The sequence below is a fragment of the Brevibacillus agri genome (assembly GCF_004117055.1).
Classification (GTDB): domain Bacteria; phylum Bacillota; class Bacilli; order Brevibacillales; family Brevibacillaceae; genus Brevibacillus; species Brevibacillus agri.
Genome location: NZ_CP026363.1, coordinates 3,168,733 through 3,186,340, shown reverse-complemented (window position 1 = coordinate 3,186,340; position 17,608 = coordinate 3,168,733). Strand labels below are relative to the sequence as shown.

The following is a 17,608-nucleotide window of genomic DNA, read 5'->3' as shown; positions in this document are numbered from 1 at the left end:
GTGTAAAGCTCTGTTCTAACAGCATGCTGCTCAAAGAAACGGAGTTGTTGTACAACAAAACCCGCCAAGGACTGGCGGGTTCTTTTTGGCGAGGTAACGATCGTCTCCCGTCAGCTTAATCGGAACTCCATTTTCCTGCTTTTGGTCGTCATGCCAATCGACTCGTAAAAGTGGATGGCCTGTCGGTTCCGCTCTGATACCCCCAATTCAATGCTGTCAACGCCCAAGCCTTTGGCGAAGTCAAAAACATGGTGCATAAGCTTCCTTCCGATTCCCTTTTTCCTCAGCGTATCCGCCACACATAAACTGTTGACAAGCAAAACTTTCCGCGCATTTACAAATGAGTTTTCCCGGATGTCTTCTTCCTGCAAAACAACGACGCCAACGATTTCCATACCGAGCGTAGCCACAAAAATATGTTGCCGATCATCGTGTAGCTGGTCATGAAACAACGCTTCCTCCACTGGAGTCGCATTCTTTTTGTAGAGGTCCGGCCGTTCGAAAACGTGCAAATCATGAACTTGCCGAAACAAAGGCAATAACGCCGCGTAATCATCTTGCTTAGCACTTCGGATCGTAATATCCATGCTTTCTCCCCCCGCCAATGGTTGCAAGCTGCATCGCTTGAAAAAAACTCCCGCTGTTTTGGCTGCGGACATTCAGCGAGATGTTCCTGTCGCTTGAGTCAATTCGCTACAGCTATTTTCGCTGATGCAGACGAATGTTTCCATTCATCATAATACAGCGATCATCTTGCGAACAGAGCCTCAAAAAACAGCCCCGCCAACTGTGGAGTCATTCCACAATCAGGGGGCTGTGCGAGGGGGACTGCGCTGTCCAACGCTGCGGCACCGCCAGCCACGTTTTTTCGCGCAAATGCCGAATGCCAATCGGCAGTCGCCAAACGCATCACTCAAGTAACGCTTAGCTCAGCAAACGCTTCGTGCAACAGTTCATAGGAGAGAAGCCGCTTGGCAAAATGTTTGATCGGAGTGTGGATCACCAGCTCTCCCACCTGATAGGTACGCGCCAGCTCCAGCAGCCGCTCGCGCACGGACTCCTTCGTTCCGGCGATGACGTTGGCTTCCTTGACCTCGATCCGAAACGATTCGTCTGCCTGCCGCCCGTATTCCTCCGCCTTTTTCAAGCTGGTGACGGTGACCGTTTTGCCGCTTTGCAGGTGGATTTTGGCGATTTTCGTTTCCGCGGCCAACTGCAAGGCTTCTTCCTCCGTCTGGGCGACGATGACGGAGACGGCCAGGATCGGGAGCGGCTTTGCCCGTTCGCCTGGCTGAAACTGCTGGCGGTACACGTCAAAAGCTTCCCGGCAGACCGCTTCGTCCTGACTGATAAAGAGGGCAAACACGTACGGAACACCGCGCTCTGCCGCAAGCTGCGCGCTCGCTGCACTCGTGCCGAGCAAATAAATGCCGACTGGCTCGCTTGGCAGGGGCACGGCGGTCAGACCGTACAGCGGATGAGTGGGGGGCAGCTCGTTGCGCAGGAACAGCGCAAGCTCCGCGAGCTTTTCTTCCAGCGATGCGCCAGGCGAACCCGTGCCGCTGTGCGGCTGTAGCGCTTTCGTCGAGAGGGGAAGCCCTCCCGGCGCGCGGCCGATGCCGAGATCCACCCGTCCCGGAGCCAGGGCGGCGAGGACATGAAAGTTTTCCGCTACTTTATAAGGACTGTAATGCTGGAGCATGACCCCGCCGGAGCCGATGCGGATGCGCTCTGTTTTCGCCAAAAGATGGGCGATGAGCACCTCGGGGGAGGAGCCGACCACATGATCGAGGTCGTGATGCTCCGCCACCCAGAAGCGGTGATAGCCCCAGTCTTCCGCCTTTTGCGCCAGCCGAATCGTATGCTGGAACGCTTCGGTCGCCGTTTCTCCTTCTTGAATCGGACTTTGATCGAGAATGCTCAATGTCAATGCCACCATGTCTCTCCCCTAACCGTGTCGAAGTACGCACAAAAAGCCCCTCAGTCATAGATCGGCAATCCGATCGGCGAAGGGGCTTCTGGTGGTCCAGTCAGCTATGCAAGCATGAAGTTGTCATCTGCTGCACTTTTAAATCTCATTTACTTAGTTGTTTACTCGGATTTTAACGATATCGCTCCGGGCTGTCAATGGGGGCAGGCAAAATGAGGCCGGACAAAAATCGCGGAAAACATCGTGGAAAAAATCCGTTGACGAGAAAGATGACGAATGATAATATCCCTAGTAATCCTATATGAATTTAAAAAGTCATCGACCAGACCACTGGAGAGACTTCCTGCTCGAGCTGTGCCAACGAGCAGGGAGTCTTTTTCTTTGCCTGGGAACAGCGTCGGAAAAATGGGGGAGGGAAAGCGAGTGGCAGAAACACAAACGAAAAAAGTCGTGGTATGGGGAAGAGAAGGCTGCTCCTATTGTGAAAACGTCAAAGCCATATTGGAAGAGCAAAACCGCCCATACGAATGGATTGACGTAGCAGGAAAAGACGTGCTGCGCGATGTGCTGGAGGTCAAATACGGCACGCGCCTGATCCCGCTCGTGGAAATCGGCGGCGACGGCAAATACGAGGCGCTGCTCTACACCCAATTGGATCGGCTCGCAGCGCTTTTGGCCGAGTAACGAGTACAAGGTAAATACGCGGGCTGCGCCCAAGCGCTTGCGAAAAAAGCGCAGCCGGTTAACGGGCAGGCAGGCCGCTGTCTGCCCGATAAAGTTTCGCTTGGCTAGGAGGAGATTGTATGGGAATCGGAGCTGCGGCCGTGGAAGACCATCCGCCGTATGGCATCCCGGGTGAGGCGAAGGAGAGCATGATCGCCTTTCACGGCGTATCGAAGACGTTTGAGAGCGGGGGCCAGACGATTGAGGCGTTGAAGGGCGTCACCCTCGACGTGAAAAAAGGCGACATTTTTGGCGTCATCGGCTTTAGCGGAGCCGGAAAAAGCACGCTTTTGCGGACGGTCAATTTGCTGGAGCGTCCGACAGCAGGCAGCGTCATCGTCGCTGGCAAAGACTTGACGAAGCTCTCGGTCAAAGAGCTGCGAAGCGTCAAAAAGAACATCGGCATGATTTTTCAGCAGTTCAACCTGCTGGCGACGAAGACCGTTTTTGACAATGTCGCCATGCCGCTTCGACTCGGCGACACGCCGAAAAAGCAGATTCAGGAGCGAGTCGACGAACTATTGTCCTTCGTCGGCTTGACGGACAAAGCGACGAGCTACCCCGACCAGTTGTCCGGAGGCCAGAAGCAGCGAGTCGGCATCGCCCGTGCGCTCGCGACCAATCCGTCCATCCTGTTAAGCGACGAAGCGACCTCGGCGCTGGACCCGCAAACGACCGAGTCCATTTTGCAATTGCTTAAGCGGGTGAACCAAGAGTACAACGTCACGATTTTGATGATTACGCACGAAATGAACGTCATCAAAGAAATTTGCAACCGGGTGGCGGTCATGGAGCATGGCGCCATCGTGGAGCAGGGTAATGTCCTCGACGTGTTTGCGAATCCGCAGACAGAGGTGGCGCGCAATTTCGTCAAATCGGTCGTGCGCGACGACATCCCGCCAAGCGTGCGCAAGCTGCTTGCGACCAAGCGCGGCAAATCGAAAATTCTCAACATCCACTTCATCGGGGAAAGCACGGGCCAGCCGCTGCTCTCCCAGGTGGCGAAACGCTTCAACAGCGACGTGAACGTCCTGTTTGGCAGCATCACCGAGCTTGCGGGCGTGCCTTTTGGCAATCTGATCGTCGAGCTTACCGGCAATGAAGCGGAAATCGTTCGCGCGTACCACTACATCCAGCAGCAAAATGTGACCGTGAAGGAGATTGTTTCGTGATGGAAGTCAGTTCTGCGCAAATCTATCAGGCATTGTACGAGACGCTCTATATGGTGAGTGTATCGTTGCTGTTTGCGACCTTGATCGGCCTGCCGCTCGGCGTCCTGCTGGTCGTGACGCGCAAAGGGCACATTTTGGAAAATCCGTTGATCTTTTCGGCCTTGAACCCGGTTATCAACGTGCTGCGTTCCGTCCCGTTCATCATTTTGCTGGTGGCGATCATTCCGTTTACGCGGCTCGTCGTCGGGACTTCCATCGGAACGACGGCGGCAATCGTGCCGCTGGTCATTTACAGCGGTCCGTACATCGCGCGGCTGGTGGAAAATTCGTTGCTGGAAATCAATCCGGGCATCATCGAGGCAGCCGAAGCGATGGGGGCCACCCCGATGCAAATCATTTTTCGGTTTCTCATTCCCGAGACGCTCGGCTCGCTCATTCTCAGCATTACGACGGCGACCATCGGCCTGATCGGCGCCACGGCGATGGCCGGGGCAGTCGGCGGCGGCGGGATCGGCGACCTGGCGATTACATACGGGTACCAGCGCTTCAGCACGATTACGATTGTCGCTACCGTTGTGATTTTGGTCGTGCTCGTTCAAGGGATTCAGTCGCTCGGCAACGTGCTCGCCCGTAACATTCGCAGAAAATAACCATCTTTTGCCCAAGACAGAAGAGAAGAACGAGGAGAGAAAAAACGGATGAAAAAGCTCGCCATTTCCTTGCTGCTCGCCTTCGTGACGATTGTCGCGGCGGGTTGCGGAACGGAACCGGAACAAACAGGCTTGAAAATCGGCATTCGCGGCTCGGAATCGCGGACGTGGGAGTTCGTGAAGGAACAGGCGGCGAAGCAAGGTCTCGCCATTGAACTGGTGCAGTTCAATGCAAACGTCAACCCGAATACGGTCTTGCTGGAGGGCGATATCGACGCGAATGCGTTCCAGCACGTCGCCTTTTTGGACCAGTTCAATACGAAAAACAACTCGGACATCGTTCCGGTCGGCTCGACGATCATCGCGCCACTGGGTATCTACTCGGACAAGTACAAAACCATCGCGGAAATTCCCGACGGCGCGAAAATCGCCGTGCCAAACGACGATTCCAACTGGGGGCGCTCCTTGCTTTTGCTGCAGGAAGCAGGCTTGATCCGGGTCGTGGACAACTTTGACGGCTTTGGCGGCGCGGACAAAATCAAGGAAAATCCGAAAAACCTGGAAATCGTTCCCGTCGATGGGGCGACGACCCCGCGCGTCATGAAGGACGTAGCGGCGTCGATCATCAACAACGGGGTGGCGGTCGAGGCAGGCTTTTTGCTCAAGGACGCGATTTTTCACGAAAGCAAAACCGCCAAGCCGTATATCAACGTAATCGCGACGACCAAGCAAAACGAAAACCGCGAAGACTTGAAAAAGCTCGTCGCCATTTACCAGTCCAAAGAAGTGTCGGACTTCATCACCGAAACGTACAAAGGCAACTACATCCCGACACAAGTGACCGTCGAGGAGCTGAAAAATTTCAAAGAGGCGTTTGCCAGCAAGCCGTGACGGCTGCGTGACGGACGCACTCATGCTTTAGCGGAAGATCGGAAGGGGAGGGGCACCATGCCGCAAAAAAGACAGATTCACTTATCCGCTTATTTGGTCGGAACGGGCATTCACGTTGCCTCGTGGCGACTGCCCGAGGCGCGGAAAAACGCCAGCATCGACATTGACTACTACAAATATTTGGCGCAGACAGCCGAGCGCGGGAAGTTCGATATCGCGTTTATCGCCGACAGCCTGGCGGTCAACGAAGATTCGCACCCGAACATTTTGAACCGGTTTGAGCCGACGACCTTGCTCGCCGCTCTGGCTGGGGCGACCAGCAAAATCGGGCTGGTCGCCACCGCGTCGACGACGTATCACGAGCCGTACAATCTCGCCCGGCTATTCGCTTCCGTCGACCATATCAGCAATGGCCGCGCAGGCTGGAACGTGGTCACGACGGGAGACGCCACCGGGGAGACCGGGCGCAACTTCAGCCGCACCGAGCATGTGGAGCACGATCACCGCTACGAGCGGGCGGAGGAGTTCATCGACGTCGTCCAAGGCTTGTGGGACTCGTGGGAAGACGACGCGTTTGTCCAGGACAAGGAAACCGGCGTGTTCTTCGATCCGGCGAAAATGCATCGGCTGAACTACAAAGGCACGTACTACTCCGTCCAGGGGCCGCTCAATATCGGCAGATCGAGACAGGGGCAGCCCGTCATCGTGCAGGCGGGAGCATCCGAGCCGGGACAGCGGCTGGCAGCGCGCACCGCAGAAGTCGTCTTTTCGCACGTAAAAGATTTCGAACGGGCAAAAGCGTTTTACAAAAGCTTAAAAAGCAAGCTGCCCGACTACGGGCGCACGCCTGACCAGTTGCACATTTTGCAAGGCATCTCCCCGATTGTCGCGGATACGCAGGAAGAAGCGGAAGCGATCCACCGCAAATTGCACGATCTGCTTTTGCCAGAGCAAGGGCTGCGCTTTTTGTCCGGGTACTTGGGCAAGGTCGACTTCAGCCGCTACTCGCTCGACACCCCGGCGGCAGAGGTGGAGTTCCCGCAGGACAACGGGATTCAAAGCCATTTTGAATGGATGACGGAGCTGATTCGCAAGCAAAACCCGACCTTGCGCGAGCTGTACGCTTTGCTCGAAGGCGGTGCAAACCGCGAGTTGATCGGCACGCCTGCGCAGATTGCCGACGTGCTGGAAAAATGGTTTGTCGAGGAAGCGGCGGACGGCTTCATGTTCATCGCTCCGGTGCTGCCGCAAGGGCTGGAGGCGTTCGTGGACAAGGTGATTCCGATTTTGCAGGAGCGGGGCTTGTATCGGCAGGATTACGAAGGAGACACCTTGCGCGAGCATCTCGGCCTGGAAAAGCCGTACAACCGTCTGGCCGTGCGCGATAGAGCGCTCTCGGAGGTGGAGTCGTAGAACCGATGCCAGCGCAAAAGCAGACAGAGAAAGGAGAGGTTCGGGTGCATACAGGAACGCAGGAGCTGGCAGGGACTGGCTTCGAGCAAAAGCTGATCGCCATTCGCAGGCAGTTGCACCAATACCCGGAGGTGGCCTACGAGGAATATGAAACGACGCGTTCGATTCGGGACTGGCTGACGGAAGCGGGGATTCGCCTCGTCGAGCTGCCGCTGGAAACGGGCGTCGTGGCAGAGGTGGGCGGCCAAAACGGCGGGCCTGTAATCGCGCTGCGGGCCGATATCGACGCTTTGCCGATTCAGGAGCAAACAGGCTTGCCGTACGCGTCCGCGGTCGTCGGGAACATGCACGCGTGCGGACACGATTTTCATACCGCCGTCATCCTGGGAGCCGCTTTTTTGCTGAAGCAGCAGGAGGAGCAGTTGCCAGGAACGGTGCGCTTTCTGTTCCAGCCCGCAGAGGAAAAAGGCACGGGTGCGTCGCTCTTGATCGAGAAAGGGGCGCTCGCAAACGTCACGGCGATCTTCGGCCTGCACAACAAGCCCGATCTCGCAGTCGGGACCGTCGGGATCAAGCCGGGAGCGCTGATGGCGAGCGTGGACGGCTTCGAGATCGAAGTGGAAGGCTTGGGCACGCATGCCGCAATTCCGCACGCTGGCATCGACCCGATCGTCGCCGCCTCGCAGATCGTCACGGCGCTGCAATCGATCGTCAGCCGCAACGTCAGCCCGCTGGAAAATGCGGTGGTGAGCGTGACGACTATCCATGGCGGTACGACCTGGAACGTGATCCCGGACAAGGTCGCGCTCGGCGGTACGATCCGCACGTTTCAGGAAGAGGTGCGCAGGCAAATACCCGGGCGTCTTCAGGCGATCATCGAGGGAGTGGCTGCGGCATACGGGGCCAAGGCGAGCGTGCGCTGGTTCAAGGGACCGCCCTCCGTGCAAAACGATGCCGCGCTGGCCAGGCTGGCCGCTACGACAGCAGAGCGGCTCGGGTTGCAAGTCGTCGCGCCGGAACCGTCTCCGGCTGGCGAAGATTTTGCCTACTACCAGAAGCACATTCCCGGCTTGTTCGTGTTCGTCGGGACCTCCGGGACGAACGAGTGGCACCATCCGGCCTTTACCGTCGACGAACGAGCGATTGCGCCTGCTGCACACTACTTTGCCAACTTGGCCGCAGATGCATTGAAAGGCGGGTGAAAACAGATGCTGCACATTTCCAATTTGAGCAAATCGTACAAAACAGCCAAAGGCATTGTGCCTGTTTTGCAAAACGTCAATCTGCACATCCAAAAAGGAGACATTTTCGGGATCATCGGCTTTTCCGGGGCGGGCAAATCGACTTTGATCCGCTGCCTGAACCGGCTGGAAGAACCGGACGCGGGCACGATCGAGATCGGCGGTAAGGTGATTACCGATTTGCCGGAAAAAGAGCTGCGCCGGGCCCGGCAAAAAATCGGGATGATTTTTCAGCAGTTCAATCTGCTCGACGCGCGGACGGTGTTCCAAAACGTCGCTTTTCCGCTGGAGGTAGCCGGGCATCCGAAGCCGTACATCCGCAACCGCGTCCGCGAAATACTGGATCTCGTGCAGCTTGGCGACAAGGAAAACGTCTATCCGTTCCAACTGAGCGGCGGACAAAAGCAGCGCGTCGGAATTGCCCGGGCGCTGGTCAACCAGCCTGATCTGCTGTTGAGCGACGAAGCGACTTCTGCGCTTGACCCGCAGACGACCTACGCCATTTTGGAGCTGCTGCGCGAGATCAACCGCCAGCTCAACCTGACGATTGTGCTCATCACGCACGAGCTGGACGTGCTGCAGCACGTGTGCAACAACATGGCCGTGATTGAAAACGGGCGAATTGTCGAAACCGGAACGGTGGAGAAGTTTTTCCTCAACCCGGAGAGCGACACGGCCAGACGGTTTGTCCACATTATCGATCATTACCGCGAAAAGCGAAATGTCATGGAAGGAGTCGGAGCAGGGATATGAACAGCGATCTGATTGACTTGCTCTGGGAAGGGCTCCTGGAGACGCTCTACATGGTGTTCTGGTCGTCCCTGTTCGCGCTAGCCATGGGGATTGTCCTCGGCGTCACGCTCGTCGTCACGGAAAAAGGCGGCATTCTCGAAGCACCAAAGCTGCACAAAACGATCGGCACGATCATCAACAGCGTCCGGTCCCTTCCTTTGATTATTTTGATCGTGCTGCTTTTGCCCTTGTCGCGCCTGATCGTCGGCACGACGCTGGGGCCGACCGCTGCCATCGTCTCGCTTTCGATTGGCGCCGCGCCGTTTTTGGGCCGGATCATCGAAAGCGCGCTGAAGGAAGTCAGCGCCGGGAAGATCGAAGCGGCCAAATCGGTCGGGGCCACGCCGTTTACGATCATTTTTCGCGTGCTGATCCCCGAGGCGATGCCCGCTTTGGTGCGCGGGATTACGATCGGAATTATCGGGATTACCGAGTTTACCGCTGTAGCGGGGGCGATTGGCGCGGGCGGACTCGGCAGCCTGGCGATTCGCTTCGGCTACCAGCGCTTTCGCGAGGACGTCCTGATCGCCACCGTCCTAATCATTATTGTTTTGGTTCAACTGATTCAATGGTCAGGCGATTTCCTCGTCAAGTCGATCAACAAAAAGCGTTACAAGTTTGAGTAAGATCCAACTTTAAAAACAGAGGAACCAGGGGAGTGGAAACGATGGGAAAGAAAAAAGGTCTAGGCGTCATTTTTAGCGTATTGGTGGCATTCAGCATGCTTGTGGCAGGTTGCGGCTCAAGCGGCTCTGGCAGCCAGTCGTCCGGCTCCGGGGCACAAGCGCCGGCGACGAACACAGCGTCGACACAGGCCAGTGGCGGACAGGCGGCGGAACCGCCAAAAGAAGTGACGCTCAAAGTGGGCGCGGCCCCTGTCCCGCATGCGGAAATATTGGAATTTATCAAGCCGAAGCTCAAGGAGCAGGGCGTGAATCTGGAGGTCGTCGTCCTCGATGACGAAGGGCAGTTGAACCCGGCTTTGCACGACAAGCAGATCGACGCGAACTTTTTCCAGCACGTGCCTTACCTCGATTCGGTGAAAACCGAGAAAGGCTACGATTTCGCCGTCACGACAAAAGTGCACGTCGAGCCGATCGGCTTTTACTCCGACAAGCTCAAATCGAAGGACGAACTCAAGGAAGGCGACAAGATCGGGATTCCGAACAACCCTTCCAATGAATACCGCGCCCTGATCTTGCTGCAGGAGCAAGGCTTAATCAAGCTGCGCGACGGCCTGACAACCTACGAGGCTACGCCGAAAGATATCGCGGAAAACCCGAAAAAGCTGGAGTTTGTAGAAGCGGAAGCCGCAACCTTGCCGCGGGCGCTGCCTGATCTCGCGGGCGCCGTCATCAACACAAACGTCGTGCTGGAAGCGAAAATCGATCCGAACAGCGCCCTGTTCCGCGAAGGCGCCAACTCTCCTTACGCCAACGTGATTACCGTCCGCAAAGGCGACGAGAACCGCGAAGAGATCAAAAAGCTGGATGCGGCCCTCACTTCACCGGAGGTCAAAAAGTTTATTGAAGACAAATACGGTGTCGCGGTTGTCCCTGCTTTTTAAGCCGGAAAAAGGGAGGAGAAGCCGACGATGAAGGCGAAGCAGCAGAGAGACATTTGCATTCGCGATGCGAATAGCCAGGACCGGGAGCGGATCAAACAGCATCTGCTCGATGCTTACCAGCAGTATGAGCAGCATTTGTCGGTGGACAGATGGACGCGGTACAAGGAGGAAATCGCAGAATCGGCAGAAGGACGCCAGACGATTGCGTTTCTCGTCGCGGACTGGGGCGGGGAAATCGTCGGCAGCGTCCAGTTGTTCGCTTCGTCCCAGGCGGCTTACGACCGTCCGGAGCTGGAAATTCACTCGCCGATCATCCGCTTTTTGGCCGTATCGCCGCAAGCGCGGGGCAACGGGATCGCTGCCCGGCTGATCGGAGAGGCTGTCCGCCGTTCGCGCGAGCTGGGAGCAGCCACGCTGCACCTGCACACGACAGACATGATGGAGGCGGCGGTGAAGCTGTACGAGCGGCTTGGCTTTGCCCGCGCGGCCGACAAAGACTTTTTCAACGGCGAGACGCACGTCAAAAGCTACTGGCTGCGGCTGGACGAGGCGCGCGTGAGCTGACGGCAGCTTTGCGAGTTTGGCGGTTCAGCGAGGCCAGGCAGGGGCTTTATCTGCGGCCCGGCAGCAGGTGACGTAGCGACCGCGAGTCCTGTGAACATCATACGAAAGCTATACAAAACCCACATAAAACCAACGGAAAATACACGAAAAATCACGATAATCCACACAAAGCAAGCCCTGATGACAACCGATCATCAGGGCTTTTCCCCGTGCCAAAACGCACGACTTTTCGTCATCTGTACTTGCATGACTCACTCCCCGCAGCAAGCGTTTTTCGGGAAAGCCGTTTAGCAAAAAAGCGGTCGCACCACTGTGGCGACTCTTTCTGTGGCGACTCTTCCTGCGGCGCTCTTCCTCTCGATACGACTAGCTGTACTTGCTCAATACGTCGAAAAACTCCTTCAAAAAATGGTAAAACAGCTTTTCGGAAGGCGGCAGCTCCCGGTTGTTCGGAATGATGATGCCGACGGTTCGCTGCACGAGCGGCTCGCTGATCGGGACTTTCACCGTTTCGCGCGGCACATTGTCGGTCAAGGTCAGCTCTGGCAGCAACGTGACGCCCAGACCGGCGGCGACGAGTCCCTTAATCGCGTCGATGTCCTCGCCCTCGAAGGCGGTTTTGGGCGCGAAGCCCATTTGCGCACAGGCGTTCACGGCGATATTGCGCAGGATGAACCCCGGGGGAAACAAGACAAACGTATCGTCCTGCAGTTGGTTCAGCCGCAAGCTTGGCTGCTTGGCCAGCGGGTGCTTCGCGGGCAGCAGCGCGACGATGTTCTCGGCGAAAAAAATATGGCTGCGCACGTTTTTTTCCTGGGTCGGAACCGGGCCGAGAAAGGCGAGGTCGATTTCTCCGTTAATCACGGAGTCGATCAGCCCCTGGTAAGAGCCTTGCCGAAGCTGGAAGCCGATGTCCGGGTACCGCGCGCGAAAGCCGGAGATGACAGTCGGCAGAGGATTCGCGGCCAGACTGCTCGTAAACCCGACGCGAATCGTCCCGCGCTCCGGATCGAGAAACTCGTCAATTTTTTGCTTCGCCTTTTCAATCTCGTTGACGGCCATTTCCACGTGCTGCAAGAAAATTCGGCCTACTGCCGTCAGCTTGACGTTGCGGCCTTCGCGGATGAACAGGGAGACGCCAAGCTCTGCCTCCAGGTTGGCGATTTGCCGACTCAGGGCGGATTGGGCAACATGCAGGTTGTGCGAGGCTTCCGTGAAGTGCTCGCGCTTGGCCACTTCAATGAAGTATTGAATCTGTCGTAGCTCCATGAATACCCCCCATTCCCAATTGATCTCGTTTTGAGATTAATATTGAGTAAATTATATATTGTTTGTATCGTTTCACTCAATCTAAAATTGAGTTAACAGAGAGAGCAAAGGGAGTGGAGATAAATGACGAGAACCGGAATGCCTGCGAAGCAAGGACTATACGACCCGATGTTCGAGCACGACGCTTGTGGAATCGGTTTTATTGCGAATTTGAAAGCAAAAGCAACGCACGATATGGTGAAAAACGGACTGAAAATTCTTTGCCAGCTCGAGCACCGCGGCGGGCAAGGCAGCGACCCCGAGACGGGTGACGGAGCGGGAATCTTGACGCAAATCCCGCATGCCTTTTTCAAAAAGGCCTGTAAGGAGCTGAACATTCAACTGCCAGCGCCAGGCAAGTACGGTGTCGGCATGTTGTTTCTGCCGATGGAGGAGAGCCTGCGCAATGAGTACGAGGCGAAGCTGGCCGCGATTATCGAAGCGGAAGGGCAGAAGCTGCTCGGCTGGAGAACCGTCCCTGTCGATGCGACGAAGATCGGCAAAACCGCGGCAGCAAGTCAGCCTTTTATCCGCCAAGTATTCATCGGGGCGAGCGCACATGTAGCGGACCAGATGGCCTTCGAGCGGAAGCTGTACGTCATCCGCAAGCAGATGGAGCACGCAGCAGGCGCTGACTTCTACGCCGCCTCCATGTCTTCGCGCACAATCGTTTACAAAGGCTTGCTCACGCCAGGCCAGGTGGATGCTTTTTACCTGGATTTGCAAGATAATTCTTACACTTCTACTTTTTCCGTCGTGCACTCGCGCTTCAGCACGAACACGTTCCCGACGTGGGAGAGAGCGCATCCGAACCGCTATTTGATTCACAACGGCGAAATCAACACCTTGCAGGGCAACGTGAACTGGATGCGGGCGCGCGAAAAAATGTTTGAATCCAAGCTGTTCGGCGCGGATTTGCAAAAAGTCGTTCCTGTCATTGATATGCAAGGCAGCGACTCGGCTATCCTCGACAACTGTGTGGAATTTTTCTCGCTGGCGGGCAGATCGCTGCCGCACGTCGCGATGATGATGATTCCCGAGCCGTGGGATCAGGATGAGCAGATCGACGCGAACAAAAAAGCGTTTTACGAATACCACAGTTGCCTGATGGAGCCATGGGATGGCCCGACGGCGATTTCCTTTACCGACGGCCGTCAGATCGGGGCGATTCTCGACCGCAACGGATTGCGTCCGGCCCGCTACTACGTGACGACGGACGATACGATCATTTTCTCATCGGAAGTAGGCGTTTTGGAAGTACCGGAAGAAAAAATTGTGCAAAAAGGCCGCCTCAGCCCGGGCCGCATGCTGCTGGTCGACCTGGAGGAAGGCCGAATCGTCTCCGATGAAGAGATCAAGCAAAAAATCGCCAGCGAGCAGCCGTACCGCGAGTGGGTGAAAAACAACCTGCACGCGCTGGAGCAGCTTCCACAGGCAGGCGCTGCCGAGGAGCTTGACGGAAAAGCGCTGCTGGCGCGGCAAAAGGCGTTTGGATACACGCAGGAAGAGCTGGACAAAGTGCTGGCGCCGATGGTCGCCGAGCAAAAAGACCCGATCGGCTCCATGGGTGTCGATACGCCGCTCGCCGTCCTGTCGGATCGTCCGCAGCTTTTGTACAACTACTTCAAGCAATCGTTCGCACAGGTGACGAACCCGCCCATCGACTCGCTGCGGGAGGCTTGCGTGACCTCGACGCACACGGTGCTTGGCGCGGAAGGAAACTTGCTGGAGCCTGCAGCGAGCCATTGCCGCCGCATCCGCTTGACCAATCCGCTGCTCGCAAACAAGGAGCTGGCCCAGTTGCGCGCCAATCCGTACCAGGAGTTCAGGGCGAAAACGCTGCCGATCCTGTTTGCCGCAGACGGGGGAGAAGCCGCGCTGGAGCAGGCGTTGGAGCAGTTGTTTGCCGCAGCCGATGAAGCGATTGCCGCAGGCTACACGCTGTTGATCCTGTCTGACCGCGGCATCGGCGAGAAGCTGGCAGCGATTCCGGCCTTGCTTGCCACGAGCGGCCTGCATCATCATCTGGTGCGCTCCGGTACGCGGACAAAAGCCAGCTTGATCGTCGAGTCGGGCGAGCCGCGCGACGTCCACCAGTTTGCCATGCTGATCGGCTACGGGGCAGACGCTGTCAATCCTTATGTCGCCATTGCCTCTGTGCTCGACCTGATCGCATCCGGCAAGCTGAAAGACATCGCGGCCGAAGACGCGATCGAAGCCTATTTGCAAACCGCAATCGAAGGCGTCGTCAAGGTCATGTCCAAAATGGGCATTTCGGCCGTCCAAAGCTATCGCGGGGCACAAATTTTTGAAGCGGTCGGGATTCACGCCGACGTCATTGACCGCTACTTTACCCGCACGCCATCGCAAATTTCCGGAATTTCGCTGGACGTGATCGCGCAGGAGACGCTGATTCGCCACGCGCAAGCTTTTTCGCCGGAACATTCCGAAGAAAAGCTCGATCCAGGCAGCGACTTCCAGTTCCGCCGCGACGGCGAGTACCACCTGTTCCAGCCAAAAACCGTTCACGCTTTGCAAAAAGCTTGCCGGGAAGGCAGCTACGAGCAGTACAAAATTTACGCGGAAATGGCAGGGGAGCAACCGTTTTCCGCCCTGCGCCACCTGCTCGACTTCAAGTCGGACCGCAAGCCGATCCCGCTCAGCGAAGTCGAATCGGTCGACTCCATCGTCCACCGCTTCAAAACGGGAGCGATGTCCTACGGCTCGCTCAGCAAGGAAGCGCATGAGACGCTGGCAATCGCCATGAACCGTCTGGGAGCTAAAAGCAACAGCGGCGAGGGCGGAGAAGATCCGGCCCGCTACACGACAGATGAAAACGGCGATTTGCGCCGCAGCGCGATCAAGCAGGTTGCATCCGGGCGCTTCGGCGTATCCAGCCACTATCTGGTCAATGCATCCGAAATCCAGATCAAAATGGCGCAAGGGGCAAAGCCGGGAGAAGGCGGACAGCTTCCAGGCAGCAAGGTGTACCCGTGGATTGCCGAAGTGCGCGGCTCTACGCCAGGCGTGGGCCTGATTTCTCCGCCGCCGCACCACGACATTTACTCCATCGAGGACTTGGCCCAGTTGATTTTTGACCTGAAAAATGCGAATCCGCGGGCGCGCATCAGCGTGAAGCTCGTCTCCAAGGCAGGGGTCGGAACGATTGCGGCAGGCGTCGCCAAAGGGCTGGCGGACGTGATCGTGGTCAGCGGCCACGACGGCGGTACGGGCGCTTCGCCGAAGTCGAGCATCAAGCATGCGGGGCTGCCGTGGGAATTGGGGCTTGCGGAGACGCATCAGACGCTTTTGCTCAATCAACTGCGCGACCGCGTCGTGCTGGAGACTGACGGCAAGCTGATGACCGGACGCGACGTAGTCATTGCCGCTCTGCTCGGCGCAGAGGAATTTGGCTTCGCCACCGCGCCGCTCGTCTCCATCGGTTGCGTCATGGCGCGTGTCTGCCATCTCGATACGTGCCCGGTAGGGGTCGCGACGCAAAATCCGGAGCTGCGCAAACGATTCAAGGGCGACCCGCAGCACGCGGTTAACTTCATGCGCCTCGTGGCTCGCGAAGTGCGCGAGATCATGGCTCAGCTCGGCTTCCGCTCGCTGGAGGCGATGATCGGCCAAAGCCAGGTGCTGACCGTGAGCGAACGGGCAAAAGCGCACTGGAAAGCAAAGCATATTGATCTGTCCGCGCTTTTGTACCAGCCGGCGGTATCCGCAGAGGTCGGCAAATACCATCAGCGCAATCAGGACCACAAGCTGGAAGAGACGCTGGACCGTCAAATGTTGCTCGCCTTGTGCAAGCCAGCGCTGGAGAAGCAAAAGCAAATCCAGGCGAGACTGCCGATCAGCAACACGAATCGCGTAGTCGGAACGATTCTTGGCAGCGAAGTGACGAGAAGATACGGCGTCCACGGCCTGCCGGAAGACACAATTCGCCTGGAGTTTTACGGTTCCGCCGGACAAAGCTTTGGCGCGTTTGTTCCACGCGGCATTACTTTGCAGCTTGCGGGCGACGCGAATGACTACGTCGGCAAAGGGCTGTCCGGCGGGAAAATCATCGTAGCACCGGCGAAAAAGAGCACCTTCTCGCCAGAGCGCAACATGATTATCGGAAACGTCGCGTTTTACGGCGCGACCTCCGGCGAAGCGTACATCAACGGGCTTGCGGGTGAGCGCTTCTGCGTCCGGAACAGCGGAGTCACCGCCGTCGTCGAAGGAGTGGGCGACCACGGCTGCGAGTACATGACAGGAGGACGCGTCGTCGTGCTCGGTCAGGTGGGCAAAAACTTTGCGGCCGGGATGTCAGGCGGTACGGCCTATGTGCTGGCAGAGGACCATGAGACGTTTGCCGCCCGTTGCAATCAGGAAATGGTGCTTCTGGAGAAGCTGACCGATCAGCGGGAGATTGCCGAAGTCAAGCGGCTGCTGGAAAACCACGCCGCCTACACAGGCAGTCCTCGGGCCCAAGCCTTGCTCGCTTCGTGGCCGCAGACGATCGCCAAGTTCGTCAAAGTCATTCCAAAAGACTACAAGCAAATCATCTCGACGATGGAGGAGCTGGAAAAGTCCGGCATGAAGCGCCAGGAAGCGATTTTGGCAGCGTTCGAACTGAACCAGAAGAAAAGCGCAGACAAGAAGGCCCCAAAGAAAAAGGTGCCTGAGCAGATCGGAGTATTGGTAGGCAACTAAAGAAGCAGGACGGCAACTCGTGCAGCGGGTTGCCGTTTTTTTTACACATACCAATGGATAAGCTGCTTATCCAGTATCGTGCAGCATAGCGAAACTTCGGGCAGGGAGAAAGCAGGCGCTGTGCTTTTTGGGTACGGACGAAGGCATTTGCCTATTTACTGGCTTGAGGCAACCGAGTTTTCTGAGCAGTCGAGAATGTTGTTTCCGTGGCGAGTTGTGGGGATCAAGGCGGATTGTTAGCTTGAAAAACGGTTGATCGTAGCGGTAGTGGTGGGAGGAAACAGGAGAAAGCGCTACAGGTACTTGGGCCTCTAGCGGGGGAGCGAAGACTGTCCGCCTCCGGGGAAAAAGGAAAACCGCGTCAAAAGTAGAGGATTCAAAAGAAGGAGGTTCAGGTTGACGCTTAAAAGCGTGTTTTCCTTTTTCCCCGGAGGCTGGGTAGGAGTCCCAAAGACCTTCGCTGGCTTTCTCCTGTTTCCTCTACGAGCTGTGTCTGTCGTTCGGGGGTGGTTTTTGTGTGTAGGTCAGGAAGCAAGGTGTCCAAGACAAAAAGAATCTCAAAAGCAGTTTTTGTATTGTCAAGCGGGTAGCGTTCATTGCTCGCCAGAAGAAAGGTCCGCGAGAATGCCGCCCCCCGTTCTTTAATTGTAAAGTTT

Annotated in this window: 14 protein-coding genes; 11 read left to right on the top strand and 3 right to left on the bottom strand. The window is 56.8% G+C overall.

The features are described from left to right. Positions 1 to 110: 110 nt before the first annotated feature. Positions 111 to 587: a GNAT family N-acetyltransferase gene (locus tag BA6348_RS15610; protein ID WP_122953513.1), complete on the bottom strand. Its 477-nt coding sequence runs from the start codon at positions 585 to 587 to the stop codon at positions 111 to 113. A gap of 326 nt (positions 588 to 913) precedes the next feature. Further along, positions 914 to 1,939, bottom strand: coding sequence for an LLM class flavin-dependent oxidoreductase (locus BA6348_RS15605; protein ID WP_005831213.1), 1,026 nt, complete (start codon positions 1,937 to 1,939; stop codon positions 914 to 916). Positions 1,940 to 2,335: 396 nt separating this feature from the next. On the opposite strand from BA6348_RS15605, the gene BA6348_RS15600 reads away from it, so the two are divergent. The 10 genes from BA6348_RS15600 (at position 2,336) to BA6348_RS15555 (ending at position 10,943) form a co-directional block, all read left to right on the top strand. Next, positions 2,336 to 2,614: a glutaredoxin family protein gene (locus BA6348_RS15600; RefSeq protein ID WP_051353904.1), complete on the top strand. Its 279-nt coding sequence runs from the start codon at positions 2,336 to 2,338 to the stop codon at positions 2,612 to 2,614. 188 nt (positions 2,615 to 2,802) lie between these two features. Then, positions 2,803 to 3,825 (top strand): methionine ABC transporter ATP-binding protein, encoded by a 1,023-nt coding sequence (locus BA6348_RS15595; protein WP_025846646.1) that lies wholly within the window; start codon positions 2,803 to 2,805, stop codon positions 3,823 to 3,825. Continuing rightward, positions 3,825 to 4,475, top strand: a complete 651-nt coding sequence (locus BA6348_RS15590) for a methionine ABC transporter permease (protein WP_005831207.1) — start codon at positions 3,825 to 3,827, stop codon at positions 4,473 to 4,475. Before BA6348_RS15595 ends, BA6348_RS15590 begins: the two co-directional genes overlap by 1 nt. Before the next feature lie 48 nt (positions 4,476 to 4,523). Then, positions 4,524 to 5,366, top strand: coding sequence for a MetQ/NlpA family ABC transporter substrate-binding protein (locus BA6348_RS15585; protein WP_122953509.1), 843 nt, complete (start codon positions 4,524 to 4,526; stop codon positions 5,364 to 5,366). A gap of 57 nt (positions 5,367 to 5,423) precedes the next feature. Continuing rightward, on the top strand, positions 5,424 to 6,779 hold the full coding sequence (locus BA6348_RS15580) for an LLM class flavin-dependent oxidoreductase (RefSeq protein ID WP_122953508.1): 1,356 nt from the start codon (positions 5,424 to 5,426) through the stop codon (positions 6,777 to 6,779). 44 nt (positions 6,780 to 6,823) lie between these two features. Beyond that, entirely contained in the window at positions 6,824 to 7,981 is a 1,158-nt protein-coding gene (locus BA6348_RS15575) for an amidohydrolase (protein ID WP_122953512.1), read from the top strand. 6 nt (positions 7,982 to 7,987) lie between these two features. Beyond that, complete coding sequence (locus tag BA6348_RS15570; RefSeq protein ID WP_005831200.1) at positions 7,988 to 8,773, top strand: methionine ABC transporter ATP-binding protein; 786 nt, start codon at positions 7,988 to 7,990, stop codon at positions 8,771 to 8,773. Next, the gene (locus BA6348_RS15565; protein WP_007784756.1) at positions 8,770 to 9,438 is read left to right on the top strand and encodes a methionine ABC transporter permease; all 669 of its coding nucleotides are present in this window, start codon (positions 8,770 to 8,772) and stop codon (positions 9,436 to 9,438) included. Before BA6348_RS15570 ends, BA6348_RS15565 begins: the two co-directional genes overlap by 4 nt. Positions 9,439 to 9,479: 41 nt before the next feature. Further along, entirely contained in the window at positions 9,480 to 10,379 is a 900-nt protein-coding gene (locus BA6348_RS15560; protein ID WP_005831196.1) for a MetQ/NlpA family ABC transporter substrate-binding protein, read from the top strand. Positions 10,380 to 10,406: 27 nt separating this feature from the next. Then, positions 10,407 to 10,943, top strand: coding sequence for a GNAT family N-acetyltransferase (locus BA6348_RS15555; protein ID WP_005831194.1), 537 nt, complete (start codon positions 10,407 to 10,409; stop codon positions 10,941 to 10,943). Between the two features lie 366 nt (positions 10,944 to 11,309). Here the strand turns inward: BA6348_RS15555 and gltC are convergent, their stop codons facing one another. Next, a complete protein-coding gene (gene gltC / locus BA6348_RS15550) occupies positions 11,310 to 12,212 on the bottom strand; it encodes a glutamate biosynthesis transcriptional regulator GltC (RefSeq protein ID WP_005831191.1) in 903 nt (300 codons plus the stop codon). A gap of 123 nt (positions 12,213 to 12,335) precedes the next feature. Between gltC and gltB the strand changes: the two genes are divergently transcribed. Continuing rightward, positions 12,336 to 16,952, top strand: coding sequence for a glutamate synthase large subunit (gene gltB, locus BA6348_RS15545; protein WP_122953507.1), 4,617 nt, complete (start codon positions 12,336 to 12,338; stop codon positions 16,950 to 16,952). Positions 16,953 to 17,608: the final 656 nt, after the last annotated feature.